The organism is Niveispirillum cyanobacteriorum, assembly GCF_002868735.1.
Classification (GTDB): Bacteria; Pseudomonadota; Alphaproteobacteria; order Azospirillales; family Azospirillaceae; genus Niveispirillum; species Niveispirillum cyanobacteriorum.
Window position 1 is genome coordinate 225784 of sequence record NZ_CP025613.1, and the last position, 26246, is coordinate 252029.

Below are 26246 nucleotides of genomic sequence, written 5' to 3' on the forward strand. Positions count from 1 at the left end.
TTTCTACCCTGCACCAATGACGCGGGCTTGGAGCAGGTCGAGTTTTCCGCGGCCATACATCTGGCGTTTGACGAGTTTGAGCTTGGTTATGTGGCCTTCGGTTTGGCCATTTGACCATGAGGAAGTGATAGCCTCCTCCACAGCGGCCCGATCCTTGACGATGCCATTGGCGAAAGACGCCACCATGGATGGGCTTGCCCGTTCCAGCCAGGGGGCCAAGTCAGCCAGCGATCGGCGCCGGATCATGCCCTGGAAATCGGCGATGATGGTTCTGGCATCGACAAGGGTCGGGACCCCCTTTTCAATGGCGGCAACCAGGACAGTCTCAGCCTTTGTCAGCGCATCGCGTCCCAAGGTCATGAGCCGGGCGATGATCCGGGCGGATGGGGTCCGTTTGAGGACCTCTGCCCCCATCTGGTCCGCCCGGCGCCGGCGGGTCGCCCATTCCGTGACGACGCGTAGCGAGCCTTGGAAACCCTTCTCCCTGAGCCGCCGCCAAAGGTCGGTACCGTTGCGATGCCCCGCCTGCCATTGTTGGTCGAGCCAGGGAAGATGCAGATCCAGGGAACTTTCTCTTGTCCGGAAGATGTCGGCGCCCTGACCCCGGAGGATTTTACGCACCAGCCCTCGGCTGTGGCCGGTCCGGCGAACGATCTCCTTGATGGGGATGCCCTCATTGGCCAGGCGCTGGACCACATTGTTGGTATCCTCACGCCGCAGATATCCTTCGTACTGCAAGCGCTCTGCCGCCGTGAGAAGGGCCGGATCGATGCTGGTGGCGCCGACCGCGGTGCGTATCTGCCGCATGGATTTCCGGACTGCGTCGAGAAAGGCTCGACTTGCGTTCTCCATCAGGTGCCAGCGGTCGGCTACCTGAGTAGCAGCGGGCAACGCCTTGGAGACAGCCAGGGCGTAGCCACTTGCGCGGTCGCGGGCCACGATGCGGATCTGCGGCTGCTGTTCCAGCCAAGCTTGCGTCGTTGCCGGTTCACGATCAGGCAGCAGGGCGATGGTCCGTCTCCGCTCCAGGTCGCAGATCAGCGTTCCATAGCGGTGATTGCGTCTCCACGCCCAATCATCCACGCCGATTACCGTAGGCGGCACGATGCGCGGGCTGCCCCGACGACGAACCACCCGCAACAAGGTGTCGTTGCTCACCGGTAGCATCAAGCGACGGGCCAGTGCAGCAGCCGGACGACCTCCCAGCGCCAGACCCAGATGGTGGATAATCTGATCCAACCGCGCCGTCCGGCGGGCCCAAGGCGCCAAAACCTTGGGATCGAAGCGCTCTGTGAATACGCGGCGCCCGCAGAGCACGGCATCGCAGAAGAACCGGCGGGCCCGCAGCACAAGCTCAACACGCCGACCGGTTGTCGGCAGGTCCGCCAGCCGCCGATGATATCGGCTATGGATCCGACCAGACCACGTTCCGCATCCGGGACAGGCGCTCATCGCCGTGACCGGGCTTATGGTGAGCCGCACCATTCCATCATCGTCGGTGATGTCCTTGATGGCCATGCCGGCAACGTCGAACATTGAGTGTGGTAAGCCTGAGCGCATCATGCTGATCCCTATGGAAAACGCACTCCAGAGGAATCCCGAATTTCATCAAAATTGAGTCAGAGCCGTTCCACGGTCACGGCCCGGCCACCCACCATATAGCGGCGCTGCGGGTCGATCAGGGACCGGTCACGCGCGGCGTCGGTTACTGGCTTCACCATGGTGCCCACGGGTACCACCATGCCGGTGGAACCGAACATGATCTCGAACTCCACCGCTGGCATCCAGGTGCCATAGACTGCGCCATCGGCCCCGAAGGAATGGTAGAGCAGGCCATTATTCTCTGGCAAATCCAGGCGCGGGGCGTGTCGCTTGCCCGTCCATTTGTACTCCAGCCGCAGATGGTAGTTCCCGAACACGCCCTTATGCACGATGGAGCCCCAGGTGGCACCATCGACCCGCAGGGCCGGTTCACCATCCAGCATCAGCGCCGTGAACATCGGGTCGCCGCCTGGCCGCGCCCCGATCGGCTTTTCCGTCTTGTTTACATAGGTGATGGACGGGTCACGATAGCCCAGCCAGATATCCCAATCCGTCAGGTCCTTGCCGTTCAGCAGGGCAATGGCGGGACCGGTGGGCGACGGAACCTCGGTCAGGGTCAGACGCTGCGGCTTGTACACGGGATCACCGGCCAGGATGGCTTCCAGTTTCGGGTCCGTTTCCGCCATGGCCGGTATACCGGCCAGCATCATGAAAACTATGGCCAATCCCGGCCCTGCAACAATCCGCATCCCGGCCTCCCTTTTTGATTGATAGCGCTGTCAATTTTGACCGCACTATGGATCAGCAAGTGCGGGGAGGGAAGGGAATAATCACAGCTGTTTTTCCATGAAGATACTGGCCCCGCCACCACAGGGATAATCCCCGAACGCCGCACAAGGGGTGAAGCCCAGCCGGCGGTACAGGCCCACGGCCTCGCGCTGAAGCTCCCCGGTCTCCAGCTTCAAAAGCCGGATACCCTCCGCACGGGCCAGTTCCTCCAGCCGGGCCATCACCAGGCCCGCGATGCCGCGCCCTCGATGCACGGGATCGACATACATGCGCTTCACCTCCGCATAGCCGTTGGCATCGATGCGGATGGCGCCGCAGCCGACGGCACGGCCATCGCGGCGGGCCAGAAGGAAGCGGATATCCGGGGATTTCAGTTGCTGCGGATCCAGCAGGTGGTTTTCTTCCGGCTGATACAGTTCCCCCAGATAGTGATCCAGGTCGGCGATCAGGGCGCGGGCCTCCGGCAGGGTCGGATCGGCCAGTTCCACCGTGAATTGGGTCATCGAACACTCTCCAGCAAACTATTCACCAGGGCCGGCACGGTCTGTGTCGCCGGCCCATATAGGCCGCCATCAAAGCTGCCGCCCGTTTCCTCCATATTGACCTCCACCGTCACGGCGCCATTGGCCCGGGCGGCGGCCACGAATCCGGCGGCGGGATAGACGGTGCCCGATGTGCCGATGGCGATGAACAGCGCCGCTTCGTCCAGCGCCTGCCCGATCTCGTCCATGTAAAGCGGCATCTCCCCGAACCAGACGATATGGGGTCGCAAGGTGCCACGGTCCCCGCAATCCGGGCAGACATTGTCCACAGCCAGATCGCCACTGAAGGCCGCCATCCGGTCACAGACCGCGCAACGGATTTTCAGCAATTCCCCATGCATATGCAGCATCCGCGCGGACCCCGCCCGGTCATGCAGATCATCGACATTCTGGGTGACCAGCAGGAATGGCCCTCGCCATTCCCGTTCCAGCCGCACCAGCGCTCGATGCGCTTCGTTCGGTTGTACATCCGGGTGCAGAACGGCGCGGCGGCGGGCATTGTAGAAGCCCTGGACGCGCGCCGGGTCCCGTGCGAAGGCCTGCGGTGTTGCCACATCTTCCAGCCGTTCCTTCTCCCACAGACCGTCGCCGTCGCGGAAGGTCAGCAGACCCGATTCCCGGCTGATGCCGGCACCGGTCAGGATGAACAGGCCCGCATCGGGCCGCAGCCCCTGCAACAGGCGTTTCAGATGGGGGTCAATCATGGGAGAAATCTGGGCAAGCTGAAAAGATAGCGCTGTCAGGGTGGCACGGACATGCGCGCGGGACAAGCCCCTGGACAGATGTTAAGACAGGAACCCCTGTCTCCATCCGGGTAACCCAGATGCGTTCCGTGCTTTTCGTCTGTACCGGCAATATCTGTCGCTCCCCCACGGCGGACGGGGTGTTCGCCAAGTTGGTGGCTGATGCCGGGCTGGATGTGCTGGTCGACAGTGCCGGAACCCATGGCTATCACATTGGCGACCCGCCTGACCCGCGCAGCATCCGGGCCGCCCGGACACGCGGATACGACCTTTCCCCGTTGCGTGCGCGGAAGCTGGTGGCAGCTGATTTCACGCGATTCGATCTGATCCTGGCCATGGATCGCGGCCATCTGGACATCATGCGTCGCATGGCGCCCGCCGGCTCCACCGCCGAACTGTCGCTGTTCGCCGATCACGCGCCCGCCCCCTGGCGCGGGCGTGATGTTCCCGACCCCTATTATGGTGGAGCCGACGGGTTCGTGGAGGTGCTGGACATGGTGGAGGCAGGGGCTAAGGCCCTGCTGGCCCGCGCTAGAGCTGTTTTCGGTTGATCGAAAGCAGCTCCGGCGGCGACTGCCGCCGCGCGGCACGTGCCGCGTAAGCCAAGCTGCGGATGCAGCGCCGATGCTTGAGGAAAACGAAAGGCTTAAGCGTATTTCCTGTCACGGGCCATAGGCTCTAGCCGCTGAATTTGCCCTTCCGCACGCTTTCCAGCGCGTCGGGGAAGCGCCGCGACAGGGGGGCCTTGCTACCATCCGAAAGGGTGATCGCGTAATCGCCCGATCCTTCCGGTTCCAGCCCCCGCACATGCGCGCGGTTGACCAGCCAGGACCGGTGCGTCCGCAACAAGCCATGGGTGGACAGTTCCTCCGTCAGCTGCGTCAGGGTGGCCCGCATCAAGGGCTGCCGCCCATCGGCCAGCAGGAATTCTGCATAATTCCCCGCAGACCGCACGGCCAGGATATCGGCCACGTCAACGCGCAGCAGCCGGGCACCGTCGCGTATATCAAAATGTGCTGCTGATGGCGGCGTGCTGATCGGCATCGACGTTTCGGGTGCCGGGATGGGCGGTTGGGCCTTATGGCCGCGCCCATGTCCGAACAGCAGGAAAATGCCGCAGACCAGCAGATAGGTCATCACGTCCTTGCGGCCCTCGTAGACCAGGACGGGGGGAGACAGGTCGAAGCGGTAATCCAGATCGAACAGAACCCCCGCCCCATTGCGCAGCAGCGCCATGCCTGCACTGTGCAGCAAACTGAACAGCAGGGCCGCCGGGAGATGCAGCAGCAATACCCATCCCCAAGGTGGTGTCAGTGGTGCCCGGCTTAATGCCCAGGCGGGGATCCAACAAAGGCACAGGATGGAAACGGCACTGCTGAATTCCGTCAGGATGGGAAGCCAGACGGGCCAGCCATCGCGGTCGTCCCAGGCAGACATGGTGTTGACCAGGGCGAACAGCAGGGTCAATGGCACCAACACCAGATAGGGCCGAAAGCCACCCAAACCGGCGCTTTCGCCACTCGTCCCGCCGCTCGTCACGGCCATCATGCCGTTCGTCACACCCGTATCAGGACCGGTTCCGTCCGTCCCCGCCGCCTTGCCGGCCTGGGCGCGCCAGGGCCACAAGCGGGGGCCGGCACCCGTTTCCTGCTTCTCGGATGATGAAGATGACGATGACAAGCCCTGCCCCATCCGTCCCGCCTGCCCCTGGCCAGCGCTTGCCTTTCCTGGACTGGGTCCGGGTCGGCGCCTTTGCGCTGTTGATCCTTTACCATGTCGGCATGTTCTATGTGAGTTGGGACTGGCATGTGAAGAGCCGTCATGCCGGATTTGCGATAGAGCCGCTGATGCTGCTGTCCAATCCTTGGCGCCTGTCGCTGCTGTTCCTGATCTCCGGCGTGGCGACCCGCTTCATGGCCGACCGTATGGGACCAGGGGCGTTGGCCGGCTCGCGCCTGCCGCGGCTGGGCATACCGTTGCTGGTGGTCATGGCCGTGCTGGTCGTGCCCCAGCCTTATTATGAGGTGGTGGAGAAGATAAACTATGCCGACGGCTACTGGGCCTTCTGGGGACGGTATCTGTCCTTCGACCAGAGTTTCTGCCGGGGTGACGATTGTCTGACGCTGCCCACTTGGAACCATATGTGGTTCGTGGCCTATCTGCTGGTCTATACGCTGATCCTCGCCCTCATGCTCAAACTGGGTGCCGGCCGCTGGCTGGTCAGGCTGGGGGAGGCGGGCTGGACCCGGACCTGGGCCGTCCTGGTGTTACCCATCCTGGCCCTGGCGTTGCTTCGCATCTTTCTGATCGAACGGTTTCCCGTCACTCACAACCTGACCTGGGACTGGTATAACCACGCCGTCAGCTTCAGCATGTTCCTGCTGGGGTACGGCTGCGCTCGGAACGTGGCGCTTTTCGACGGGCTGGCGGCGCGGCGCCGGCTGCTATTGAGTATTGGGCTGGCGGCCTGGGCGTTTTATGCTTGGTATGGCTGGACCTATTGGCAGGATGGATCGCCCGAACCCGCCTATGCGCTGCGCCTCGTCTCCCGCGCCGCCTATGCCATCGAACAATGGGCCATGATCCTGGCGGTCCTGGGCTTTGCCCGACAGCATTTCAACCGGTCCACGCCGCTGCTGCGCTACCTCTCCGTCGGGGTGTTCCCCTTCTACATCATCCACCAGACCCTGATCGTGGTGGTCGGCCATCATCTGACGCCCTTGAACCTGCCCGTGGCGGCCGAGTCCCTGCTGCTGATCGCCACCACTGTGGCCGGATGCTTCGCCACCTATGAGTTGGCGCGGCGGGTGAAGCTGCTGGGGCCTTTGTTGGGGGTGAGATAAGGCTTTCTTTACCCCTGGCAGTGCATTCTGTCCCCCGCCAGCGAATAGCCGGCGTGGGGTGCGGAGTGTGATGTGAGTGGCGTTGCCAATGTCCAGGACATGACGGGGATTGCCGCGGACGCCATTGTCGATGGCCGGCTGCGCGCCCTTGTCGAATACTGGGCCCGTGTGCGCGGTGCCGGACGGGCGGCACCCGCCCGCCACGACCTGAACCCTGCCGACATGCAGCCTCTGCTGCCCTGGGTCATGCTGATGGATGTCATGACCGGGGATTACCGTTACCGTCTGGTGGGCACCGGTATCGACGGCTTGTTCGGGCGCGCGCTGACGGGCAGCACCCTTCGCCAATCCTGGCCTGCTCACCTGGGGGACCATTGGCGGCACTGGATGGATAGGGCCAGCCAGGATGCCTGCCCCGTGGCCAGCTCCGCCCTTGTCAATACGCGGCGCGGTCGGCTGCGGCTGGATGCCGTCATCCTGCCACTGTCCAATCATCAGCCGGGCCGCATCGACATGCTGCTGTGCGGTCTGATGGGCGCTTCTGTCCGCCACCGCGCCTCCCCCCTGTTGCGCCCCGCCGATGAGGTGGTGGAGGATCAGCTGGTCTCGTTCGAAGCGGCTCCACTGACGGTTTGAGGCGGCGGCGGCAGGGTGCTAGGGTGGCGGCCCCTTCCGGCAGACCTATGACCGCCCGTGACCGACAGCAGCACTCGCCCCGACAGCGCCCCCGTCTCCCCCATGATGGCGCAATATCTGGAGATCAAGCGGCAGCATCCTGGCTCGTTGCTGTTCTACCGCATGGGCGATTTCTATGAGCTGTTCTTTGACGACGCGGTGCAGGCGGCGGGGGCGCTCGATATCACCCTGACCAAGCGCGGCCAGCACCAGGGGGAAGACATCCCCATGTGCGGCGTGCCTGTCCATTCCCATGAACAATACCTGTCCCGCCTGATCCGCGCCGGCTTCCGCGTCGCCATCTGTGAACAGACTGAAGACCCCGCAGAAGCGAAGAAGCGTGGCAGCAAGTCGGTGGTGCGCCGCGACGTGGTCCGCGTGGTGACCCCCGGTACCATCACCGAGGATGGGTTGCTGGATGCGCGCGCCAACAATTATCTGGCGGCACTGGCGGAGGCGGCGGGTGAGGGGGCGCTTGCCTGGCTGGACCTGTCCACGGGCGAGTTGACCCTGTCGCCGGTGGAACGTGCCAACCTGCCCTCGCTGCTGGCTCGGCTGTCGCCCGGTGAATTGCTGCTGCCGGAACGGCTGAGCCAGGTGGAGGAGCTGTCGCCGCTCTGGGATGAATGGCGGGCCCGCCTGACCATCCAGCCCAATGCGCGATTCGACAGCGAAAATGGCCGCAAGCGGCTGCTGGCGCTCTATAATGTTGGCACCCTGGACTCGTTCGGCGCCTTTGGCCGGGCGGAGGTGGCGGCTGCCGGTGCCCTGGTCGATTATGTGGAACTGACGCAGAAGGGCCGTCTGCCGCGCTTTGACGTGCCGCGCCGTCTGGCTGCCGGTCAGGTGATGGAGATCGACCCCGCTACCCGCCGCAACCTGGAGCTGACCCGCACCCTGACCGGTGAACGGCGCGGCAGCCTGCTGGCCGCCATCGACCGCACTGTGACAGGGGCTGGTGCCCGGTTGCTGGCCGGACGGCTGTCGGCCCCGCTGACCGATCCGGCGCGCATTGAGCGGCGGCTGGACATGGTGGCCTACTTGGCTGGCGAAACGCCCGTGCGCGTTGATATCCGTGAGGAATTGCGCCGCACGCCGGATGTGGAGCGCGCCCTGACCCGCCTGACCCTGGAACGGGGCAGCCCGCGCGATCTGGCCGCCGTGCGCGATGCGCTGGAACGGGCCGTGTCCCTGCGCGGGCGTCTGGCCTATGGCAATGGTGGCATCGGCACGCCCCTGCCGGCGGGCATGGCCCGGATTGTCGATGGTCTGGCGGGTGGGCAGGGGGCTGATCATGAGGCGCTGATCGCCCTGCTGTCGCGGGCGCTGGGCCCTGATCTGCCCATGCTGGCCCGCGATGGCGGCTTCGTCGCGGCGGGATATTCTGGTCCGCTGGATGAATTGCGGGCGCTGCGCGATGATAGCCGCCGCCACATCGCCAACCTTCAGGCCCAATATGTGGATGCCACGGGTATCGCCTCCCTGAAGATCCGGCACAATAATGTTCTGGGCTATTATATCGAGGTCACGGCAGTTCATGCCGACAAGCTGATGTCGGAAAAGCACCGGGCCGATTTCATCCATCGCCAGACCATGGCGGGGGCCGTGCGTTTCACTACCGTCGCCCTGTCGGAACTGGAACGCAAGGTTGCGGAGGCCGGTGACCGGTCCCTGGCGCTGGAGTTGGAGATTTTCGGGCAGCTGGTGAAGGCGGTCATCGATCTTGCCGACCCTATCGCCACCACCGCCCGGGCACTGGCCACCCTGGATGTCACCGCGTCGCTGGCCGATCTTGCGGTCGATGGTGGTTGGTGTCGGCCGGAAATGGCCAACGACCTGTCCTTTGACGTGCGTGGCGGGCGGCATCCCGTGGTCGAACAGGCATTGGCGGAAAATGGTGGCGGGCCGTTCGTGGCGAACGATTGCGACCTGTCGCCGGGGCAGCGCCTGTGGCTGCTGACCGGTCCCAACATGGCGGGTAAATCAACCTTCCTGCGCCAGAACGCCCTGATCGCGGTGCTGGCGCAGATGGGGTCGTACGTGCCCGCCCGTACGGCCCGCATCGGCACCGTGGACAAGCTGTTCAGCCGTGTGGGTGCCGCCGATGATCTGGCGCGCGGGCGCTCCACCTTTATGGTGGAGATGGTGGAAACCGCCACCATCCTGAACCAGGCGACCCGCCATTCGCTGGTGATCCTGGACGAGATCGGGCGCGGCACGGCCACCTTCGACGGTCTGTCCATCGCCTGGGCCTGTGTGGAACATCTGCACGAGGCGGCGCGCTGCCGCGGCCTTTTCGCCACGCATTATCATGAACTGACGGCCCTGTCGGCCAAACTGCCCGACCTGTCCTGTCACACGATGCGGATCAAGGAATGGCGGGGCGATGTCATCTTCCTGCATGAGGTGGCCGCCGGTGCCGCCGACCGGTCCTATGGCATCCATGTCGCGCGTCTGGCCGGGCTGCCGCCACAGGTCATTTCGCGCGCGGAACAGGTGTTGCAAATCCTGGAGAAGGGCGATCAGGCCAGTGCCGCCAGCCGGCTTGCCGATGATCTTCCCCTGTTCGCCGCCATGGCCGCGAAACCCGCTCCGCGTCAGGTCGTTTCGGATCCGGAACCATCGCTGGTGGAGACGGAACTGCGCACTATCAACCCGGATGAGCTGACACCGCGTCAGGCGCTGGACGCGCTTTATAGGTTACGCGGGTTGCTGGCCTGATCAGCCGGTTAGAAGGCTGGTGATCAGCACGTCTTCAATCACCGGCTGGCCGATGATGCTATTGGCCAGTTCGCGGACATGGCGTTTAACCTCCGCCAGTTCCGTGGGGCCGGAATTGCGGGTCAGGCTGCCATCAACCGGCAGCTCCTCTGTCAGCTTGCCGACAATCCGGGGCATGTAGAGGTTCACCAATGCCGATTCTTCCGGCAGCTTCTCCGTCTTGCGCACCACCAACTGCATGACCAGCCGGATAAAGGCGTAGCGTTCCTTGCCCGGCAGCAGCAGGGGCGGGACATTGATGAAGCGCAGCTTGGGGTCATCGGCCGGGTTGCCCTCCGCCCAGGCCTGTCCAGGCAAAGCCATGCCGGCGAGGGCCGCCATGCCAAGCCGCAGGATCTGGCGCCTGTCCACCATCCGCACCTTCATCAGAACGCCCCTTGTGATGCCCCGTCACAGGACAGCAGTAAGCGGTAAACGGCCCCGACCCGCAAGCCCGCCCTTATGTCCTTCCGGTGAGCATGCAGCCACCGCATGCCTGTCGCGGCGATTATCACACCATTCAGTCCATTAATCTGGGTTGACCACCAGTCGGACAAGGCGCATTTTGCGTTTCAATACTGGACTGTCCAGTTCCGAAAATATTCAGACCAGGAATAGACCCATGAACAGGAAGATCGCCTTGGCGTTGGCCGTGCCGCTGCTGCTTGCCGGTACCTATGGCGGCTGGCATTGGTGGTCCGTGGCGCGGTTCCAGGAGACGACGGACAACGCCTATGTCGAGGCCGACATCACCATGATCAGCCCGCGCGTCGAAGGCTATGTCGGCGTGGTGGAGGTGGTGGAGAACCAGATGGTGCAGGCCGGCGATGTGCTGTTGCGCCTGGATGACCGCGACTTGGCGGCCAAGGCCGATCAGGCCCGCGCCCGCCGCGATGCCGCCGCCGCTGCCATTGCCAATATCGACAGCCGCCTGACCCTGTCCGGCGCTCTGATCCGTCAGGCCGATGCCGGTGTCGCCGCCGCCCAGGCCGAGCAGCGCCGGGCCGGTGCGGATGCGCAGCGCTATAGCGCCCTGGCCCGGAGCGAATTCGCCAGCCAGCAGAAACTGGCCACCACCCAGGCCGACGCGCAGAAGGCGGGCGCCGCCCTGATCAAGGCCCAGGCCGCCTTAACGGCGGAACGCGATCAATTGTCGGTTCTGTCCACCGAACGTGCTAAGGCCGAAGCCGCACTGGAGGAGGCGAATGCTGCACTGGCGCTGGCGGAGAATGACCTGGAGAAAAGCGTGATCCGCGCCCCCATCGCTGGCGTGGTCGGCAGTTCCGGCGCGCGGGTGGGACAGTTCGTGAAGGCCGGGACACAGCTGATGGCCTTGGTGCCCGTTCAGGACGCCTATATCACTGCCAATTTCAAGGAGACCCAGATTGGCCGCCTGCGCGTGGGCCAGCCTGTGGAACTGTCCATTGATGCCTATCCGGGCATAAAGGTTGAGGGCCGCATCGACAGCCTGTCGCCCGCATCGGGCGCGCAGTTCAGCCTGCTGCCGCCGGAGAATGCCACCGGCAACTTTACCAAGATCGTGCAGCGCGTGCCCGTGCGCGTGGCGCTGCCCAAGGATGGGCCGCTGGCTGGCCGTCTGCGCCCTGGCCTGTCGGTGGAGGTCAGCGTGGATACGCGCAATGACGGGCGTGACCTTATCGGCATCGCCAAGGCCGACACGGCCATTCCCCAGCAGGTCGCGGTGCGGCCATGAGCAGCACCGCCGCCACGCTGGACATGACCCCGGCAGTTGAGCCGCCGCCCATCACGGCGGGCATATCGAAGCGGACCCTGGTCGGCTTCGTCGCCATGGTGTTCGGCATGTTCATGGCCATCCTGGATATCCAGATCGTGGCCAGCAGCCTGCGCCAGATTCAGGCCGGCGTGGCGGCCAGTGCGGATGAGATTGTTTGGGTCCAGACCAGCTACCTGATCGCCGAGGTGGTGATGATCCCGCTGTCGGGTTACCTGACGCGGCTGTTGTCGACCCGCGTGCTGTTCACGGTGGCGGCGCTGGGCTTCACCATCACCAGCATGCTGTGCGCCCAATCCTCCTCGCTGGAGGAACTGGTGCTGTGGCGCACCTTGCAGGGCTTTATCGGCGGCGGCATGATCCCGACCGTCTTTGCCACCAGCTTTACCGCCTTTCCCCCGGCCCGCCGCGCGCCCGTGACCGTGGTCATCGGTCTTGTAGCCACCCTGGGCCCCACGGTCGGACCGACGCTGGGCGGCTTCCTGACGGAACAGTTCTCGTGGCACTGGCTGTTCATGATCAATCTGTTGCCGGGCCTGGCCGTGGCGGCCATTGTCTGGACCTGCATCGATATCGACAAGCCGAACGTCTCCCTGCTGAAAGGCATCGACCTGCCCGGCATCGCCCTTATGGCCCTGTTCCTGGCCAGCCTGGATTACGTCATCGAGGAAGGCGCGCGGGAGCAGTGGTTTCAGGATGAGACGATCCGCGATTTCGCCCTGCTGGCCCTGATCGCCGGGATCGGCTTCTTCTGGCGGGTCCTGACCTATGAAAAGGCCATTGTCGACCTGAGCGCCCTGCGCAATGTCAATTTCGCCATGGGCTCCATCTATGGCTTCATCATCGGCATCGGTCTGTACGGTTCGGTCTATATGCTGCCGCTCTATCTGGGGCAGGTGCGCGGCCTGAATGCACAGCAGATCGGGTCGACCATGGTGGTGACGGGCATCTGTCAGTTCCTGTCATCGCCCATTGCCGGCGTGCTGTCGTCCAAGATGGATGTGCGCAAGGTGCTGGCCATCGGCTTCACCCTGTTGGCCACCAGCTTTTACATCTCCGTTCCCGTCACCGCCGACTGGCAGTTCGACCAGCTGCTGGTGCCGCAGATGATCCGGGGTGTGGGCCTGATGTTCTGCATCATTCCCATCACGTCGCTGGCCATGGGTACCCTGCCGGCGCATCAGGTGCCCAATGCCTCGGGCCTGTTCAACCTGATGCGTAATCTGGGCGGGGCCTTTGGCCTTGCTGGGATCAACACATTGATCACAGAGCGTATGGCCCAACATGGCCGCGTGCTTTATGACTGGATCGACCCGACCCGGCCCGAGGTGCAGAACTTCCTGTCCGGCGTCGGGGCGCGGGTGGCGGATGCCACGGGGGCCGATCCGGCCACCGCTGGTCTGCCGGTGCTGGCCGCGACCATTCAGAAACAGGTGACGGTGATGACCTTCTCCGACCTGTTCCTGGCCATGGGCGTGGTCTTCACACTGGCGCTGCTAACCCTGCCTTTTGTGAAGCGGCCCGTGATGCGCGGCGCTGCCGATCTGGGCGGGCATTGAGGGATGGAGTGTGTCATGACGGTGAGCATGGTGGTGGCTGACGACATACGCGAAGGGCGCCGGGGGGCCGGACGGCCCCTGGACATGACCAAACGCGACGCCATCCTGGACGCCGCCGAGGATGTCTTTGCCCGTGAAGGCTATGGCGCCAGCATGGACCGCGTGGCCGAGGTGGCGGGCGTGTCCAAGCAGACCATCTACAAGCATTTCTCCGCCAAGGACCGGCTGTTCGATGCCATGGTGGTGCGCCGGTCGGAGCGCATGACCGAACCGGTCACCATGGGCGATCCCGCCGCCCCGCCGGCAGAGGTGCTGACCAATCTGGGCCTGCGCTTTCTGGAACTGATGGTGGAGGGGCAGCTAAACTGTCTGCTGCGCACCATGCTATCGGCGGGGGCCCAGAGCGAGATGTCCGGTCATTTCTATCAAACCGGTCCCGCCGTCTCCCTCTCCCGTCTGGGTTCCTATCTGAAGCGCCAGCATGATGAGGGGCGGTTATCCATCCCCGATCCGATGCTGGCCGCGGAACAGTTTTTTGGCCTGATGAACGGGCATGTCCAGTTGCGCGGCCTGCTGGGTGTCCTGCCCGCGATGGGTGACGCAGAGCGGCAGGCGCGGGTGGACGCGGCGGTTCGGGTCTTCATGGCCGCCTATGGGCGCTGAAAAAGGCGGCTGAAAACAGCAAAGGGCGGCTCCGTTGGGACCGCCCTTTGTTCTTCATCGCCACCCGTTCCGCGATCAGGCGGTGCGACGCAAGGTCGGACTTTTGTGGGGCTGGATCAGGTCGGACAGCTGTGCCGCCAGTTCCCGGCCCCGGTCGGTCAGGGTGATGATCTTGCGCCGGCGTTCACGCGGGTCTTCCTCCGCCTGCACCAGATCGTGACCGGCCTTGCCGAAGCTGTGCCACTTCGACAAGGCGGCCACGTTGCGGGAGGCAGAGGATTGGGCGATGCCCAGACGCTCCGACAGGTCGCGGATCGACAGCCCCTCATTCTGCGCGATGGTCAGGAATGACAGCGCATATTGGATGGGCAGGTCGGGATCCAGCGTGCGGAGCGCTTCCAGAACGCGGACCAGCGGGTCCAGCGTTTCAGGATGCCATGCGGCGGTCCCTGGATTGGTAGGCATCGTGGTGACGGCCATCGTTTGTGGGTCCCCTGGCCACCGGGCGCCAACGGCCCGGCGTATAAATCACATGGAGGCGGCCAAGCCAGATCAGGGTTTCGCCATTCTCGCGCCGAACTTCATAGCCGCGCGTGCGTGGGGCGTCCCGATGGGGCCGCGCGGTCAGTTCAAAGAATAATTTCGGGCCGTTGCCCAATGACATGAAGAAGCTCATCACTGCCCTCGATTGTTCGGAAGATCGTTTGTTGGTTGAGGGGGATTTGTCGTGCGGAGGTCATGCAGCCGGTACCGCGCAGGCCGTGCCCACGCTGGGTACCGGTACGATTAAACAGATTATCCATGGAAAACTTCTCCTCTTGGCTGGGGGGTGGCGGGATCGGTTCAAAAGGATTTATCGCCGAAGGACGGGAAGGTTGCAAGGAACAATCTGTCCCTGTATTCCGTCAGTTCCGATATCGGATGAATCCGAAACGAAAAAGGCCGCCGGGCAGGGCGTGCACCCATTTCCAGCGCATGACGGGTATCGGCATCCAGATCGCGCAGGATCACATCCGGCAGATCGGGATAGGGGCGCGGCATCGGCGCCAAAAGCCGGGCGAGCCGCGCCTGCAGGGTCAATATAAACATCACAGATCATCTCCGGTTCGGGTGGATCTTAACCATCCGATATCGGATATAATCCGTCAACATGCATAACCCTCAGATCAGATCACCCATATCCAGCGTGCCGGTAAAGCCGGTGATGTTGACGATGAAATCGTCGGTGCTGAAGACCGAGCCGGCGGTGGCGCCGGTGACGATCAGGTAGGTCTGCTCGCCATAGCTGAACAGGCCCGCCGTCACGGTGGTCTTGGCAAGGGGACCGGTGGAGAACAGGGTGAAGATGGCGGCCGCCAGGCTGGTACCGGTCAGCGCCGTGGTGCCCTCCAGCACGGTTTTCACGGTGAAGGGAAGGTCGATCCGGTCCTGCCAGTCGCCACCGGTGGTGCCGAGGTCAAGATCGGTAATCCGGTCCATGATGGTCGCGGTCAGGGTGCCGGTGCCCCGGCTTTCAATGACGGAGGCATATTGGAACAAATCCTTGTCCGCCCCGCCCGTCAGCACATCGACACCACTGCTGCCCACCAGCGTATCGACGCCCGTGCCACCGATCAGCGTGTCATTGCCGTTGCCGCCATTCAAGCGGTCGGCGCCATCACCGCCCGTGATGATATTGTTTAGCGCATTGCCGGTGCCGGTAAAGCCATCCCGGCCGGTATAGGTGAGGTTCTCAACCTCGGCCCCCAGGCTGTAACGGACAATCCCGCTCATCACGGTATCGATGCCGCCGCCCGCCGCCTCCGTCACCACATCGCCGCTGGCATCGACGATATAGACATCGTTGCCGGCCCCGCCGATCAGCGTGTCATTGCCGCTACCGCCATCCAGAGTGTCAGCCCCGGCTCCACCCGTGATCTTGTTGGCCAGCGTGTTGCCGAGCCCGGTAAAGACGGCACTACCCTTATAGGTCAGGTTCTCGACATAGGTGCCCAGGCGATAGGTGGAAAGCGTGGTCTGCACCTCGTCCGTGCCGCCCAGGTTCAGTTCAGTGACCTGATCGCCTTCATCATCGACCACATAGGCATCATTGCCGGTCCCGCCGGCCATCACATCGGCACCGGTGCCACCGTTCAGCAGATCGTTGCCGGTACCGCCCGACAGCGCGTCATTGCCGGCCCCACCCAGCAGCGTGTCATTGCCATTATAGCCCCAGATGATGTTGTCCAGCGCGTTGCCGGTAGCGGTCTGACTGGCCACGCCGGTGATCACCAGATTCTCGACATTGTCGGGCAACGTATAGCTGACCAGGGTGTAAACCGTGTCGGTGCCTTCCCCGGCATTTTCCGCGACCTTGTCGGTGGTGGCATCCACCTCATAATGGTCGTTGCCGATGCCGCCCTGCATCTCGTCAACGCCTAGCCCGCCGCGCAGCAGATCGGAACCGCCGGCCCCCACCAGCACATCATTGCCGGCCCCGCCGATCAGCAGATCGGCGAAGGCGCCGCCGGTGATGGCATCATTGCCATTGCCGCCATCGACGGAGGCAGAGCCGTTGGCGCCGATGGTCAAGCGGTCGGCGGCTGCCGTACCCTTGCCGGCCTCAAACTCCGCCCGCAGACGGTAGATCACCACCTCGTTCGGGGCCATGGCGGCCAGGGCGGTGGTGGTCAGTGTGGATTCAGCCGTGATATTGCCGCGTCCGCGATTATCGATCAGCGTCAGGCCGCCATCCACCGTGCCCGTCACGATGAAGGTGTGGTCGGTTTCGGCGGCACCGGTGCCGGTCGTCCAGTTCAGGCGCACAATGTCGCCGGCGCGTAGGCCGCTGGTCCAATTGTCCGGCGGGGTGCCCACAAAGGCACCGGCCAGCAGCCAGTGGTCATTCTGGGCACGGGCATTGATCAATTCATAGCGCACGGCGGCCAGCACGCTGCCCCGTATTTCGCCATCGGTCACGAAGAAGGAATTGTTGGCCCCTTCGGCGATGGTCGCAACCTCGCGGACGAAATCCATATCGGCGGCGGCACCCACGGCCAGCCCCAGGTTTGACCGGGCAATGGCCACGACCTCAGCTGCGCTCAGCTTGCCTGCCTGCGCGCTGGTCTTGACCATTTTTGTCTGCCAGTCGGCCATCACTTCCTCAATGCTGCCTCAAGTGCGCACGGGGGCGGTCGCACAGATATTGGATTATAGCAGAATTAGATAAAATGCGAACGATTGCCCCTTGAATTAAAAGGCCCCCGTCCGGTTGCCCGGACGGGGGTACAGGCTGGTACTGCCCGATGAAGCTGGTGGGGAGCGGTAGGATGTCGCTCCTGGGTCTGCGGAACTGAAAACCGATTACTTGGCGGCGATGGTGACGGTGACGGTGTCGGCATAGTCGCCGGCGATGTACTGGTCGGAGGCGGCGATGGTGACCTTCAGGTCGGACTTCTTGCCGAACTGAGCCGTGGCCCGGTCAACGACCATCTGGCTGGTCAGCGCGCCGCCCTGGCCGTCATAGTTCACCTGATAATCGATGGTGAAGTTGCCGGACTTCAGCTTGCCGGCATTGGCCGAGGCCAGCGTGATCTTGTAGCCGGAGCCGGAATTGCAGGTCTCGGTGACCGAACCGACCGTCTTGGCAGTTTCGCCGGCCTTCAGGGCCAGCGACTGGTTCAGGTCCTGGACGGCGATGGTGCAGGACAGAGCGACATTGCCCTTCAGCTGGATCGTGCCGGACGCGTTCTGGGCCATGGCGGGGGCGACAATGGCAGAAGCGATCAGGGCGGCGGCGGCGGTCTTGGCGAAGAACTTGGTCATGTCGGTCTCCATCGGTTCGTTGGGGCGAGGCGTTGTTGCCTTCATGCGAACCAAGGATTGCAGCCGGGATGCCAAGTGCAGACACACCCTGAAAGTTGAGGGTTTCTGCGGCTTTTGGGTGTATGGGTTATTCTGCTGGGGGTATTGCATAATGCAGAACTGCAAAATGCATGTTGCCATGTGCAAATATCACTGCAAAAAGCAAATGCGCCCACGCCAATGGCACAACCTAAGCTAAAGGTTAGGTTTCCGGTTGGGCCGGTCACCTGCTTGGCACCGGTACCGCTGACGGGGTAACTGCTGACGTCGCTACCCGTCCTTTGCTACAATCTCCTTATCAGCAGTATCATCAGGCCTACCCGCATTCGCAGCCGCAGGCTTTCGGAGCGGGAAGGGGGCGGGCTCCGTGAAACGACCCATCGTTTTCTGTTTCACTTGGTTGCACGGGATCGTCTGGACCGGGTAAGTCTTGCAGACCTGCTCCCTTCCGGTCGCCCCTCCATGCGCTTCTTGCACGCCGCCGACATCCATCTGGACAGCCCCCTTTTGGGCCTTGCTGCACGCGCCGGGGACCGGGCGGAAATGCTGGTGGGCGCCACGCGCCGGGCGCTGGTGCGGCTGGTTGATCTGGCGGTGGAGGAACAGGTCGCCTTCCTGATCATCGCGGGCGACCTTTATGATGGCGACTGGCGCGATTTCATGACGGGGCTGTTTTTTGCCGAACAGATGGCCCGCCTGGAAAGGGCCGGCATTCCCGTTTATCTGCTGCGCGGCAACCATGATGCCGAAAGCACGATGACTAGGCGGCTGTCGCTGCCGCCCAATGTGCATGTCTTTGATCACCGCAAGCCGCAGAGTTTCCGGCTGGATGAACTGGGTGTGGCGCTGCATGGCCGCAGCTTCCATACCCGTGATGTCACCGACAATCTGGTGCCCTCATATCCGGCCCCTGTTGCCGGCCTTCTGAATATCGGCGTGTTACATACGGCGTTGGAGGGCAAGCCGCCGCACGCCCGTTACGCCCCCTGTTCGCCCGCCGATCTGAAGGCCAAGGGCTATGATTACTGGGCGCTGGGCCATGTGCATGAACGGGCCGTGATCGACCGCGATCCCTGGATCATCTTCCCCGGCAATCTGCAGGGCCGCCACGCCAATGAGACGGGACCGAAGGGCGCCACGCTGGTCACGGTGGCGGCGGGCCGGATCACCGATGCCGCACATGTGGTGCTGGATGATGTGCGCTGGGTGCGGGTTGCGGTGGCGCTGGACGGTGCGGAGGGGGAGCGGGATCTGGCCGACCGCATCGCCGCCGCTCTGGACGCGGCACGGACCGATGCCGGTGACCGCACGCTGGTGGTACGTCTAGCCCTGACGGGCGCCACGGCCCTGCACCGACGGTTGAAGGCCGATCCCGTCTGGCTGTCGGCTGAGGCGGAACAGGCGGCGGCGCGTGCAGGTGGGGATATCTGGATCGAACGCATCGTCACAGATACGCATGATCCGGCGCGCGGCGCGGCGCCCACGGGCGATGCGCTGGCCGAACTGACCGCCGTGCTGGCCGCGCTGAAGAATGATGAACAGGCGCTGTCGCCGCTGCTGGACGACATCGCACAGTTGAAGGCGCGCCTGCCGGAACGCGCCTTGACCGATCTGGGGCTGGAGGACGAGGGCGCGTTGGCGGCGTTGCTGGAGGATGCAGAGGCGTTGCTGCTGGACCGGCTGTCGGCGGGGGAAGGCTGATGCGTATCGACCGCCTGGACCTGGAACGCTATGGCCATTTCGACGGGACCAGCCTGGACCTTTCGAACCCGGATGCGCGCCTGCATATTATCCACGGTCCTAATGAGGCCGGGAAATCCACGGCCCTGTCGGCCATCTGCGACCTGCTGTTCGGGGTACCCGAACGCTCCCGCCTGGGCTTCCGCCACGGCAATAACGCCCTGCGTATCGGGGCGGCCCTGGCCCTGCCCGATGGCCGGGTGCTGGAGGTAAAGCGCCGCAAGGGGCGGACGGCCACGCTGCTGGACGGCGATGGTGGGGCGGCCCTGCCTGACAATATCCTTGCCCCCTGGCTGGGTGGGCTGGATCGGACGGCGTTTGAGCGGCTGTTCGGCCTGGACCATGCCCGGCTGCGGGCCGGGGGAGAGGCCATGCTGGCGGCGGGGGGTGATCTGGCCCGTACCCTGTTCCAGGCCGGCAGCGGCCTGTCGGGTCTGGACCGCATCGTCACCCGCCTGACCGGCGATGCGGATGAGATTGGCAGCCCCCACCGCAAGCAGGCCAGCAAACCCCTGTGGCAATCCATCGACGCCTTTGCAGAAGCCGCGGCCCGCATGCGTAATGAGGCGACGAAGGCCGAGGCCTGGGAAGCCGCCGAAACAGCGGTGACAACGGCGCGCGAACAGCTTGCCACCATCCGCGCCACCCTGGCCGAGGCAGAGTCGGCGCGCAGCCGGCTAGAACGGCTGCGGCGGGTCCGTCCGCTGCTGGCCCGGCTGGACGATCTGGCGGCAGCACTGGCCGAGGCGGGGGAGGGGCCGGATCTGCCCGACAGCCTGGCCGCCGAATGGCGCCGGGCAGAGGCGGAAATGCTGACCAGCGCCCGGCAGGTAGACGAAACGGCCAAGGCCCTGGCAGAAGCGGAAGCAGCACTGGACGCCGCCGGTCCCGTCCCGGCCTTGCTGTCCCTCGCAGCGCCCATTGAGGCCCTGTATCAGCGCCAGGGGGAGATGGCGAAATCCGCCGCTGACCTGCCCCGACGGCAGCAGGAACAGGCCGCCGCCCTGGCGCGGCTGGCGCAGCTGGCCCGCGATATCGGGCAGGCCACGAATGTCGACCGGCTATCGGCCCTGCTACCCGACCGTCTGCTGATTGCACGCATCCGCGACAAGGTGAAGGAGCATGCGCGCCTGGATCAGGCCCGTGCCGACGCCACCCGCCGGCATGAGGTCGCCAGCCGCGACGCCAGACAGGCCGAACGGCAGCAGCCCGCCACCGCCCCCGACGCGGCCAAGCTGGCCCGCGCCGATGCCGCCTTGGCCGCCGCCCGCCGGTTTGGCGAGGTGGAGCTGCGTCAGGACCGGGCGCGGCGTGCCCTGGAGGATGGCACGGCGCGTCTGGCGCAGCTGACAGCTCGCCTGGGCCGTTTCACGCTGCCGCCCGACCGTTTGGCCGCCTTGCCCCTGCCGCCGCCGGACGCGGTGGAGCGTCAGCGTCAGCAGGAACAGGCGCTGGAGACTAAGCGCCTGCGCCTGCTGGAGGATCAGCGCGCAGCAGAGCAGGAGGCGGGTCGCCTGCGTCAGACGCTGCGCACCCTGTCCGGTGCCGGTGACGTGCCGACCCCGGCGGTGATTGCCCAGGCCCGGCAGGATCGAGACGGGCACTGGGCCGCCCTGCGCCCCCACCTGACCCAGGGCACCAAGGCTCCCGCCGATGCCGTCCCGGCCTTCGATGCGGCCATTCGGGCGGCGGACGACCTGGCCGACCGCCGCGACCGCGACGCGCAGCGCGTTGCCGATTACCTGCGGGCCGAAAGTGATCTGGCCGCCAGCGCTGACCGGCTGTCGACCCTCACCCGTGAGGCGGCGGCCCTGGAACAGGAGGAACAGCGCCTGTCGCAGGGTTGGGCCGACCTCTGGCGGCCCGCCGACATCAATCCCGGCAGCCCTGCGGAGATGGCGGCCTTCCTGACCCAGGCGGCAACAATCCTGACCGCACGGGATCAGCAGGCGCAGTTGCAGGAAGCGCTCGACAGTGTCAGCGACGATGCCGGCCAATGTGCCGCCCATCTGCGGCAGGTGCTGGCATTGTGCAGGGGGGAGGATGGTGGCAGCGATAGTTTGCCCGCCTTGCGCGTGGCAGCAGAGGCGGCCCATGCCCAGGCGCGGCAGGCGGCGGACGCCGCCTGCAAGGCTGAACAGCGCCTGACCCTGGTCCGTGCCGCCTTGGATAATGCCGCCGATGATCTGGCTGCCGCCGAACGGGCGCTGGAAGGCTGGGGCAGCGGCTGGGCCGCCGACATGGCCAGCATCGGGCTGGCCCCACAATCCCTGCCCGCCGAGGCAGAGGCCGCCCTGCGTGTGTGGGAGGATATCGCTGGGGAGTTGCGCCAGATCCGCGATCTGGATCACCGTATCGCCGGCCTGGACCGCGACATCAACGCCTATCGCGCCGACAGTGCGGCCCTGCTGTCCGCGGCGGCGGAGATGGTCCCCGGCCTGGATGTGGCTGCTGATGAAGCGGCGACGGCCCTTTATGATGCGCTGCGCCAAGCGCGGACCCTGGCGGCACGCCGCGAAAGCTTGCTGCAATCGCGCGAACAAGCGGCCCGTCGGGCCGGAGATGCCGCCCGGATCGCACGGGATGCCGCCGCCGCCCTGTCCGATCTGCACCATCTGCACCGGTTGACGGACGGGGATGATGTGACGGCGCTGGTGGCGGCGGCAGCGCGGCGTCGGGAGCTGTGGGCGAGTGAACTGTCCTTGCAGGCAGAATTGCGCAAAGCTGGTGACGGGCAGGAGCTGAAACAGCTTCGCGAGGCTGTGAGCGGCCTGGACCCCGATGCCATGGCGGCGCAGGTGGCGGACCTGTCGACCCGGATTGAGCGTGCACAGAATGATCTGGCCGAAACCTCGGTCAGATTGCGGGAGGCGGAACGCGCGCTGGCGGACATGCGCCACCGCGCCGGTATCGGCGGTGCCGCACAGGATGCGGCTGATGCGGCGGCGGGGGCCGCACAGTTGGCGGGGCGCTGGCTGCGGCTGCGGGCCGCATCGTTGCTGCTGACTCAGGCGGTCGAACGCTATCGCGACCGGAACGAGCATCCGCTTCTCCGCCGGGCGGGCACGGTTCTGGCGGCCATGGCGGCCAGCGGCGGCAACCCGGTGGTCCGTTTGAAGGTCGACTACGGTGATGCTGACCATCCTGTTCTGGTCGGCGTGCGTCAGGATGGCGGCGACGCGCATGTGGAGGATATGAGCGAAGGGCTGCGCGACCAGCTGTTCCTGGCCCTGCGCATCGCGGCGGTAGAGGTGCATGTTGCGCAATCGACCCCGCTGCCCTTTGTGGCCGACGACCTGTTCATCACCTCGGACGAGGCGCGGACCATGGCCGGCCTGCGGGCATTGGCCGAGTTGGGACAGGCCACGCAGGTGGTACTGTTTACCCATCATGAATATGTGGTGGCAGCGGGAGAGCAGGCATTGGGTGGGCGGGTGCAGGTTCATCGCCTGCGGACCTGATCCCTCTATCCCATAGGTTAGGTTGTGGGGCTGGTTAGCGCGGTTGTTTAAATATGCAACGATATTTGCATTTTACAACGTGCATTATGCAATTTTGCAGAATGCAATATGTCAATGGAGTGTAAACGCCGCCTGAAAGGCGCAGAATCTCTCAACTTTCAGGGTGTGGGCTGAGTTGGCACGCAGGCTGCATTCCTTGGTTCCCATGAAGGCAACAATGCCTCAGCAGTTGGAACCGATGGAGCCTATGATGACCAAGTTCTTCGCCAAGACCGCCGCCGCCGCCCTGATCGCTGCCGCTGCCGTCACCCCCGCCCTGGCCCAGAACGCTTCCGGCACGATCCAGCTGAAGGGCAATGTCGCTCTGTCCTGCACCATCGCCGTCCAGGACCTGAACCAGTCGCTGGCCCTGAAAGCCGGCGAAACTGCCAAGACGGTCGGTTCGGTCACCGAGACCTGCAATTCCGGCTCCGGCTACAAGATCACGCTGGCCTCGGCCAATGCCGGCAAGCTGAAGTCCGGCAACTTCACCATCAACTACACGGTCAGCTACGACAACGGCTCCGCTGGTGCCCTGACCAGCCAGATGGTGATCGACCGCGCCACCGCGCAGTTCGGCAAGAAGTCTGACCTGAAGGTCACCGTTCCGGCCTCTGACCAGTACATCGCGGGCGACTATGCCGACACCGTCACCGTGACCATCGCCGCCAAGTAAGTTTTTGTCTGAAAAGCCCCCGCTCGGGGTACCGGGCGGGGGCTTTTCTGTTTGGTGCTGCTGTAGGGGGCGGTTGCCCTCACCCCGCCCTGATCTGCGCCACGAAGCTGCCCACCTCCCGGTCGGCCACGCCGGCGCTGTCGCGGACCTGGGCGGCGTTGTCGAGTGCCATGACGGCGGCCTCCGTCACGGCCAGCACCTTGTCGGCGATGCCCTGGATGGCGCGTGACGCCTCGTCGGTGCCGTGGGCCGCCTCGTTGACATTGCGGGCGATTTCCTGGGTGGCGGCGGTCTGCTCCTCCACGGCCCCTGCAATGGTGGTGGCGGTTTCGTTGATGGTGCGGATGGTGGTGGCGATGCCGTCCATGGCCTTCGCCGCCTCCGCCGATGATCTCCGGATAGAGGCGACCAGTTCCGCTATCTCGTCGGTGGCCTTGGCCGTCTGGGTTGCCAGGTTCTTCACCTCTGACGCCACAACGGCAAAGCCCTTGCCGGCCTCTCCCGCCCGCGCCGCCTCAATCGTGGCATTGAGCGCCAGCAGATTGGTCTGGCTGGCAATCTCGCTGATCAGATTGACGACGGCACCGATCCGGTCGGCCGACTGGATCAGGGCATCCACGGTGCCGGTGGCGCTCCCCGCCTCCTCGGCCGCCCGCGACGCGATGCTGGCGGACATCTGTACCTGGGACCCGATTTCGGCGATGGAGGCGCGCAACTGCTCGGCTGCGGCGGCCACTGTCTGAACATTGGCCGCCGCTTCCGTCACGGCGGACGCGCCCAGCGCGGTGCTCTGCTGCGTATCGGCGCAGTCGGTCGACATCAGCTGCGCCATATCCACCATCTGCTCAGCACTTTGCGAAACACCGCGCAGCAGGGCACCTACCTCCCGCTCAAACCGGTCGGCCAGTGCCAGACGGTCGGATCTCAGCTTGGCCTCGGCCTCCGCATCCTTGCGCTCCGTCTCCGCCCGTAGCCTCTCCGCCTCTGCCAGACCATCGCGGAAGGCGACGACAGCTTCCGCCATGTGCCCGATCTCGTCCACACGGTCGGTACCGGGGATGGGGGAGGTCAGGTCACCGCGCCGCACCCGTACCATGGCGTCGGTCAGGGCCAGGACGGGCCGCGCCAGACTGTTGCCCATCAGCGCGAACAGCCCGGCGCCCAGCAGGATCAGCACAGTGGCGATAATGGCCAATGTTGTCACCGACCGGACCAGGGCATCGGTCACGACGCTGGTAGGCACCGTCGTGATCAGGACCCATTGTTCCTGTACCCCATCAAATTTGATGGGTGTGGCAAAGACCAGCCGTTCCACCCCCTCCAGGGTCAAGGTCGCATAGGTGGGGCGCCCGGCCTTCTGCGCCTGCGCCACCAGGTCGGTTAACGGTCCCTTGGCCAGCGGCTTGTTCAGAAGGCTGGCATCGGGATGCACCACCCAATTGCCATTCTGCGCCAGCAGCCGGACATCACCGGCCTCCAGCGGGCGGAAGGCGGCGAACTGCTTTTGCAGGGCCGTCAGGGCCATGTCGGTAGTGACGATGCCGATGGGCTTGCCATCCCGATGGATCGGCGTGCTGACGGTGACCAGCAACACTTCCTTGCCCTCAATCGGGTATGGGTAAGGGGCCGTGAGCATGGTGCGGTTGGCGGCCAACGGGTCCAGGTACCATTCTTTGATCCCGGCCTCCACCGTCATCACCAGCGCCTCAATCCCTACGGTTCCGTCGGATTTACGGAAAAAGTACGGAACAAAGCGACCATTGGCGTCGGCGCCGGTACCCCCCCTGCCGCTGGCATCATTGCCGTCGAAGCCGTTGGGTTCGAAGGCTACGGTAACGCCGACGATATCCAGGTTGGCTGCGACGGCGGCGCTGGCCTGTTCAGAGATCAACTCGCGGCTGTAGCCCTTGGTCTTCAGCCCGCCTTCGGTCTGGGCATTGATGATACGGGCATTGTCGATGGCGTTTTCAACCAGATCGGCGGCGATCAGCGCGAAGCCCGTGGTCGCCTCATTCAGGGCTTGGCGCACCTGCTCCCCCGTCGTCCGCTGCGATTGTATCGCGGCACCAAGGGTCAGGGCCAACCCCAGCCCCAGGCACAGCCCGACGCCGGACAGAACAAGGCGGGTTTTTACTGAGGAACGCAGCGACAGGATCATGGGCCTTTTCCCTTGCCGTTAGGGGAAAACTGGTTTCGTCCGTGTGCTTTGTCGGCGCCGGGTACCGGCAACCATAGGTTCATTCTGTTCCAATTTTCAGACGGTGATGGACTTTTCGCGGTTTGACCACGGGCTTTCGCGCCGAAGGGCAGGATTCTCCCGCCGCTTTTCACGGGGGAGTTACTTCCATGCCACATACGGGATGGTGTCATGTCCGGCCGGGACACAAGGGTACGCTTGCGTGCATTTCGCGGGCGCGGTAAGACCGCATTATCGATGGTTCCCCGCAAGGGGTGAAAAGGGAACATGGTGCGGCGCCGCAAGGTGTCAATGCCATGGCTGCCCCCGCAACTGTAAGCGGCGAGTGCTGCCCAACATGGCCACTGGGAAACTGGGAAGGCCGGGCAAGTGCGACGACCCGTGAGCCAGGAGACCTGCCATCGGCAATGCGTCGCGCGGC

22 protein-coding genes and 1 riboswitch are annotated in these 26246 nt (G+C 64.6%); of the genes, 10 read left to right on the forward strand and 12 right to left on the reverse strand.

The window, feature by feature from the left end:
* Window positions 1-3 precede the first annotated feature (3 nt).
* From C0V82_RS22005 to C0V82_RS22020, 4 genes are all read right to left on the reverse strand, one after another.
* Window positions 4-1560: an ISL3 family transposase gene (locus C0V82_RS22005; RefSeq protein ID WP_425438293.1), complete on the reverse strand. Its 1557-nt coding sequence runs from the start codon at window positions 1558-1560 to the stop codon at window positions 4-6.
* Between the two features lie 59 nt (window positions 1561-1619).
* Entirely contained in the window at window positions 1620-2291 is a 672-nt protein-coding gene (locus C0V82_RS22010) for a 3-keto-alpha-glucoside-1,2-lyase-like domain-containing protein (protein ID WP_211108023.1), read from the reverse strand.
* Between the two features lie 81 nt (window positions 2292-2372).
* Entirely contained in the window at window positions 2373-2834 is a 462-nt protein-coding gene (locus C0V82_RS22015) for a GNAT family N-acetyltransferase (RefSeq protein ID WP_102114606.1), read from the reverse strand.
* On the reverse strand, window positions 2831-3577 hold the full coding sequence (locus C0V82_RS22020) for a Sir2 family NAD-dependent protein deacetylase (protein ID WP_102114607.1): 747 nt from the start codon (window positions 3575-3577) through the stop codon (window positions 2831-2833). The genes C0V82_RS22015 and C0V82_RS22020 overlap by 4 nt, the downstream gene beginning before the upstream one ends.
* Before the next feature lie 119 nt (window positions 3578-3696).
* On the opposite strand from C0V82_RS22020, the gene C0V82_RS22025 reads away from it, so the two are divergent.
* On the forward strand, window positions 3697-4167 hold the full coding sequence (locus C0V82_RS22025) for a low molecular weight protein-tyrosine-phosphatase (RefSeq protein ID WP_102114608.1): 471 nt from the start codon (window positions 3697-3699) through the stop codon (window positions 4165-4167).
* A gap of 127 nt (window positions 4168-4294) precedes the next feature.
* Here C0V82_RS22025 and C0V82_RS22030 read toward each other — a convergent pair whose 3' ends face one another.
* On the reverse strand, window positions 4295-5296 hold the full coding sequence (locus C0V82_RS22030) for a LytTR family DNA-binding domain-containing protein (RefSeq protein ID WP_158660140.1): 1002 nt from the start codon (window positions 5294-5296) through the stop codon (window positions 4295-4297).
* Here C0V82_RS22030 and C0V82_RS22035 point away from each other — a divergent pair.
* The 3 genes from C0V82_RS22035 (at window position 5284) to mutS (ending at window position 9855) form a co-directional block, all read left to right on the forward strand.
* On the forward strand, window positions 5284-6459 hold the full coding sequence (locus tag C0V82_RS22035; protein ID WP_211108022.1) for an acyltransferase family protein: 1176 nt from the start codon (window positions 5284-5286) through the stop codon (window positions 6457-6459). The genes C0V82_RS22030 and C0V82_RS22035 overlap by 13 nt on opposite strands.
* Before the next feature lie 72 nt (window positions 6460-6531).
* A complete protein-coding gene (locus tag C0V82_RS22040; RefSeq protein WP_158660141.1) occupies window positions 6532-7095 on the forward strand; it encodes a PAS domain-containing protein in 564 nt (187 codons plus the stop codon).
* A 102-nt stretch (window positions 7096-7197) separates the two neighbouring features.
* Window positions 7198-9855 carry a DNA mismatch repair protein MutS gene (gene mutS, locus C0V82_RS22045; protein WP_102114612.1) on the forward strand — a complete coding sequence of 886 codons (2658 nt, stop codon included), beginning with the start codon at window positions 7198-7200 and terminating at the stop codon, window positions 9853-9855.
* On the opposite strand, the gene C0V82_RS22050 is transcribed toward mutS, so the two are convergent.
* A complete protein-coding gene (locus tag C0V82_RS22050) occupies window positions 9856-10281 on the reverse strand; it encodes a hypothetical protein (protein ID WP_158660142.1) in 426 nt (141 codons plus the stop codon). It abuts the gene before it with no gap.
* 235 nt (window positions 10282-10516) lie between these two features.
* Here C0V82_RS22050 and C0V82_RS22055 point away from each other — a divergent pair, with 235 nt between their 5' ends.
* The 3 genes from C0V82_RS22055 to C0V82_RS22065 are packed head-to-tail and all read left to right on the forward strand — an operon-like array spanning window position 10517 to window position 13869.
* Window positions 10517-11608: an HlyD family secretion protein gene (locus C0V82_RS22055; protein WP_102114614.1), complete on the forward strand. Its 1092-nt coding sequence runs from the start codon at window positions 10517-10519 to the stop codon at window positions 11606-11608.
* On the forward strand, window positions 11605-13206 hold the full coding sequence (locus C0V82_RS22060; RefSeq protein ID WP_245924302.1) for a DHA2 family efflux MFS transporter permease subunit: 1602 nt from the start codon (window positions 11605-11607) through the stop codon (window positions 13204-13206). The genes C0V82_RS22055 and C0V82_RS22060 overlap by 4 nt, the downstream gene beginning before the upstream one ends.
* A gap of 15 nt (window positions 13207-13221) precedes the next feature.
* A complete protein-coding gene (locus tag C0V82_RS22065) occupies window positions 13222-13869 on the forward strand; it encodes a TetR/AcrR family transcriptional regulator (RefSeq protein ID WP_158660143.1) in 648 nt (215 codons plus the stop codon).
* 75 nt (window positions 13870-13944) lie between these two features.
* Here C0V82_RS22065 and C0V82_RS22070 read toward each other — a convergent pair whose 3' ends face one another.
* From C0V82_RS22070 to C0V82_RS22085, 5 genes are all read right to left on the reverse strand, one after another.
* Entirely contained in the window at window positions 13945-14349 is a 405-nt protein-coding gene (locus C0V82_RS22070; RefSeq protein WP_245924303.1) for a MarR family winged helix-turn-helix transcriptional regulator, read from the reverse strand.
* A 149-nt stretch (window positions 14350-14498) separates the two neighbouring features.
* Window positions 14499-14672 (reverse strand): hypothetical protein, encoded by a 174-nt coding sequence (locus tag C0V82_RS27130; protein ID WP_158660144.1) that lies wholly within the window; start codon window positions 14670-14672, stop codon window positions 14499-14501.
* Between the two features lie 40 nt (window positions 14673-14712).
* A complete protein-coding gene (locus C0V82_RS22075) occupies window positions 14713-14958 on the reverse strand; it encodes a hypothetical protein (protein WP_102114616.1) in 246 nt (81 codons plus the stop codon).
* 72 nt (window positions 14959-15030) lie between these two features.
* Window positions 15031-16983 (reverse strand): bluetail domain-containing putative surface protein, encoded by a 1953-nt coding sequence (locus C0V82_RS27845; RefSeq protein WP_281262378.1) that lies wholly within the window; start codon window positions 16981-16983, stop codon window positions 15031-15033.
* A 228-nt stretch (window positions 16984-17211) separates the two neighbouring features.
* On the reverse strand, window positions 17212-17673 hold the full coding sequence (locus C0V82_RS22085; protein ID WP_245924304.1) for a Csu type fimbrial protein: 462 nt from the start codon (window positions 17671-17673) through the stop codon (window positions 17212-17214).
* Window positions 17674-18174: 501 nt separating this feature from the next.
* On the opposite strand from C0V82_RS22085, the gene C0V82_RS22090 reads away from it, so the two are divergent.
* From C0V82_RS22090 to C0V82_RS22100, 3 genes are all read left to right on the forward strand, one after another.
* On the forward strand, window positions 18175-19413 hold the full coding sequence (locus C0V82_RS22090; RefSeq protein WP_102114619.1) for a metallophosphoesterase family protein: 1239 nt from the start codon (window positions 18175-18177) through the stop codon (window positions 19411-19413).
* A complete protein-coding gene (locus C0V82_RS22095) occupies window positions 19413-22913 on the forward strand; it encodes a YhaN family protein (RefSeq protein ID WP_102114620.1) in 3501 nt (1166 codons plus the stop codon). The genes C0V82_RS22090 and C0V82_RS22095 overlap by 1 nt, the downstream gene beginning before the upstream one ends.
* A 247-nt stretch (window positions 22914-23160) precedes the next feature.
* A complete protein-coding gene (locus C0V82_RS22100) occupies window positions 23161-23628 on the forward strand; it encodes a spore coat protein U domain-containing protein (protein WP_245924305.1) in 468 nt (155 codons plus the stop codon).
* A gap of 79 nt (window positions 23629-23707) precedes the next feature.
* Here the strand turns inward: C0V82_RS22100 and C0V82_RS22105 are convergent, their stop codons facing one another.
* Entirely contained in the window at window positions 23708-25786 is a 2079-nt protein-coding gene (locus C0V82_RS22105) for a methyl-accepting chemotaxis protein (RefSeq protein WP_102114622.1), read from the reverse strand.
* A gap of 260 nt (window positions 25787-26046) precedes the next feature.
* A riboswitch (cobalamin riboswitch) is annotated at window positions 26047-26242 on the forward strand.
* Window positions 26243-26246: the final 4 nt, after the last annotated feature.

Coding starts and splice junctions, on each gene's coding strand:
- C0V82_RS22005 (WP_425438293.1), bottom strand. CDS start 1,560: ATGCGCTCAGGCTTACCACACTCAATGTTCGACGTTGCCGGCATGGCC.
- C0V82_RS22010 (WP_211108023.1), bottom strand. CDS start 2,291: ATGCGGATTGTTGCAGGGCCGGGATTGGCCATAGTTTTCATGATGCTG.
- C0V82_RS22015 (WP_102114606.1), bottom strand. CDS start 2,834: ATGACCCAATTCACGGTGGAACTGGCCGATCCGACCCTGCCGGAGGCC.
- C0V82_RS22020 (WP_102114607.1), bottom strand. CDS start 3,577: ATGATTGACCCCCATCTGAAACGCCTGTTGCAGGGGCTGCGGCCCGAT.
- C0V82_RS22025 (WP_102114608.1), top strand. CDS start 3,697: ATGCGTTCCGTGCTTTTCGTCTGTACCGGCAATATCTGTCGCTCCCCC.
- C0V82_RS22035 (WP_211108022.1), top strand. CDS start 5,284: ATGACGATGACAAGCCCTGCCCCATCCGTCCCGCCTGCCCCTGGCCAG.
- mutS (WP_102114612.1), top strand. CDS start 7,198: ATGATGGCGCAATATCTGGAGATCAAGCGGCAGCATCCTGGCTCGTTG.
- C0V82_RS22050 (WP_158660142.1), bottom strand. CDS start 10,281: ATGAAGGTGCGGATGGTGGACAGGCGCCAGATCCTGCGGCTTGGCATG.
- C0V82_RS22055 (WP_102114614.1), top strand. CDS start 10,517: ATGAACAGGAAGATCGCCTTGGCGTTGGCCGTGCCGCTGCTGCTTGCC.
- C0V82_RS22060 (WP_245924302.1), top strand. CDS start 11,605: ATGAGCAGCACCGCCGCCACGCTGGACATGACCCCGGCAGTTGAGCCG.
- C0V82_RS22065 (WP_158660143.1), top strand. CDS start 13,222: ATGACGGTGAGCATGGTGGTGGCTGACGACATACGCGAAGGGCGCCGG.
- C0V82_RS22070 (WP_245924303.1), bottom strand. CDS start 14,349: ATGGCCGTCACCACGATGCCTACCAATCCAGGGACCGCCGCATGGCAT.
- C0V82_RS27130 (WP_158660144.1), bottom strand. CDS start 14,672: ATGGATAATCTGTTTAATCGTACCGGTACCCAGCGTGGGCACGGCCTG.
- C0V82_RS22075 (WP_102114616.1), bottom strand. CDS start 14,958: ATGTTTATATTGACCCTGCAGGCGCGGCTCGCCCGGCTTTTGGCGCCG.
- C0V82_RS27845 (WP_281262378.1), bottom strand. CDS start 16,983: ATGGTCAAGACCAGCGCGCAGGCAGGCAAGCTGAGCGCAGCTGAGGTC.
- C0V82_RS22085 (WP_245924304.1), bottom strand. CDS start 17,673: ATGACCAAGTTCTTCGCCAAGACCGCCGCCGCCGCCCTGATCGCTTCT.
- C0V82_RS22090 (WP_102114619.1), top strand. CDS start 18,175: ATGCGCTTCTTGCACGCCGCCGACATCCATCTGGACAGCCCCCTTTTG.
- C0V82_RS22095 (WP_102114620.1), top strand. CDS start 19,413: ATGCGTATCGACCGCCTGGACCTGGAACGCTATGGCCATTTCGACGGG.
- C0V82_RS22100 (WP_245924305.1), top strand. CDS start 23,161: ATGATGACCAAGTTCTTCGCCAAGACCGCCGCCGCCGCCCTGATCGCT.
- C0V82_RS22105 (WP_102114622.1), bottom strand. CDS start 25,786: ATGATCCTGTCGCTGCGTTCCTCAGTAAAAACCCGCCTTGTTCTGTCC.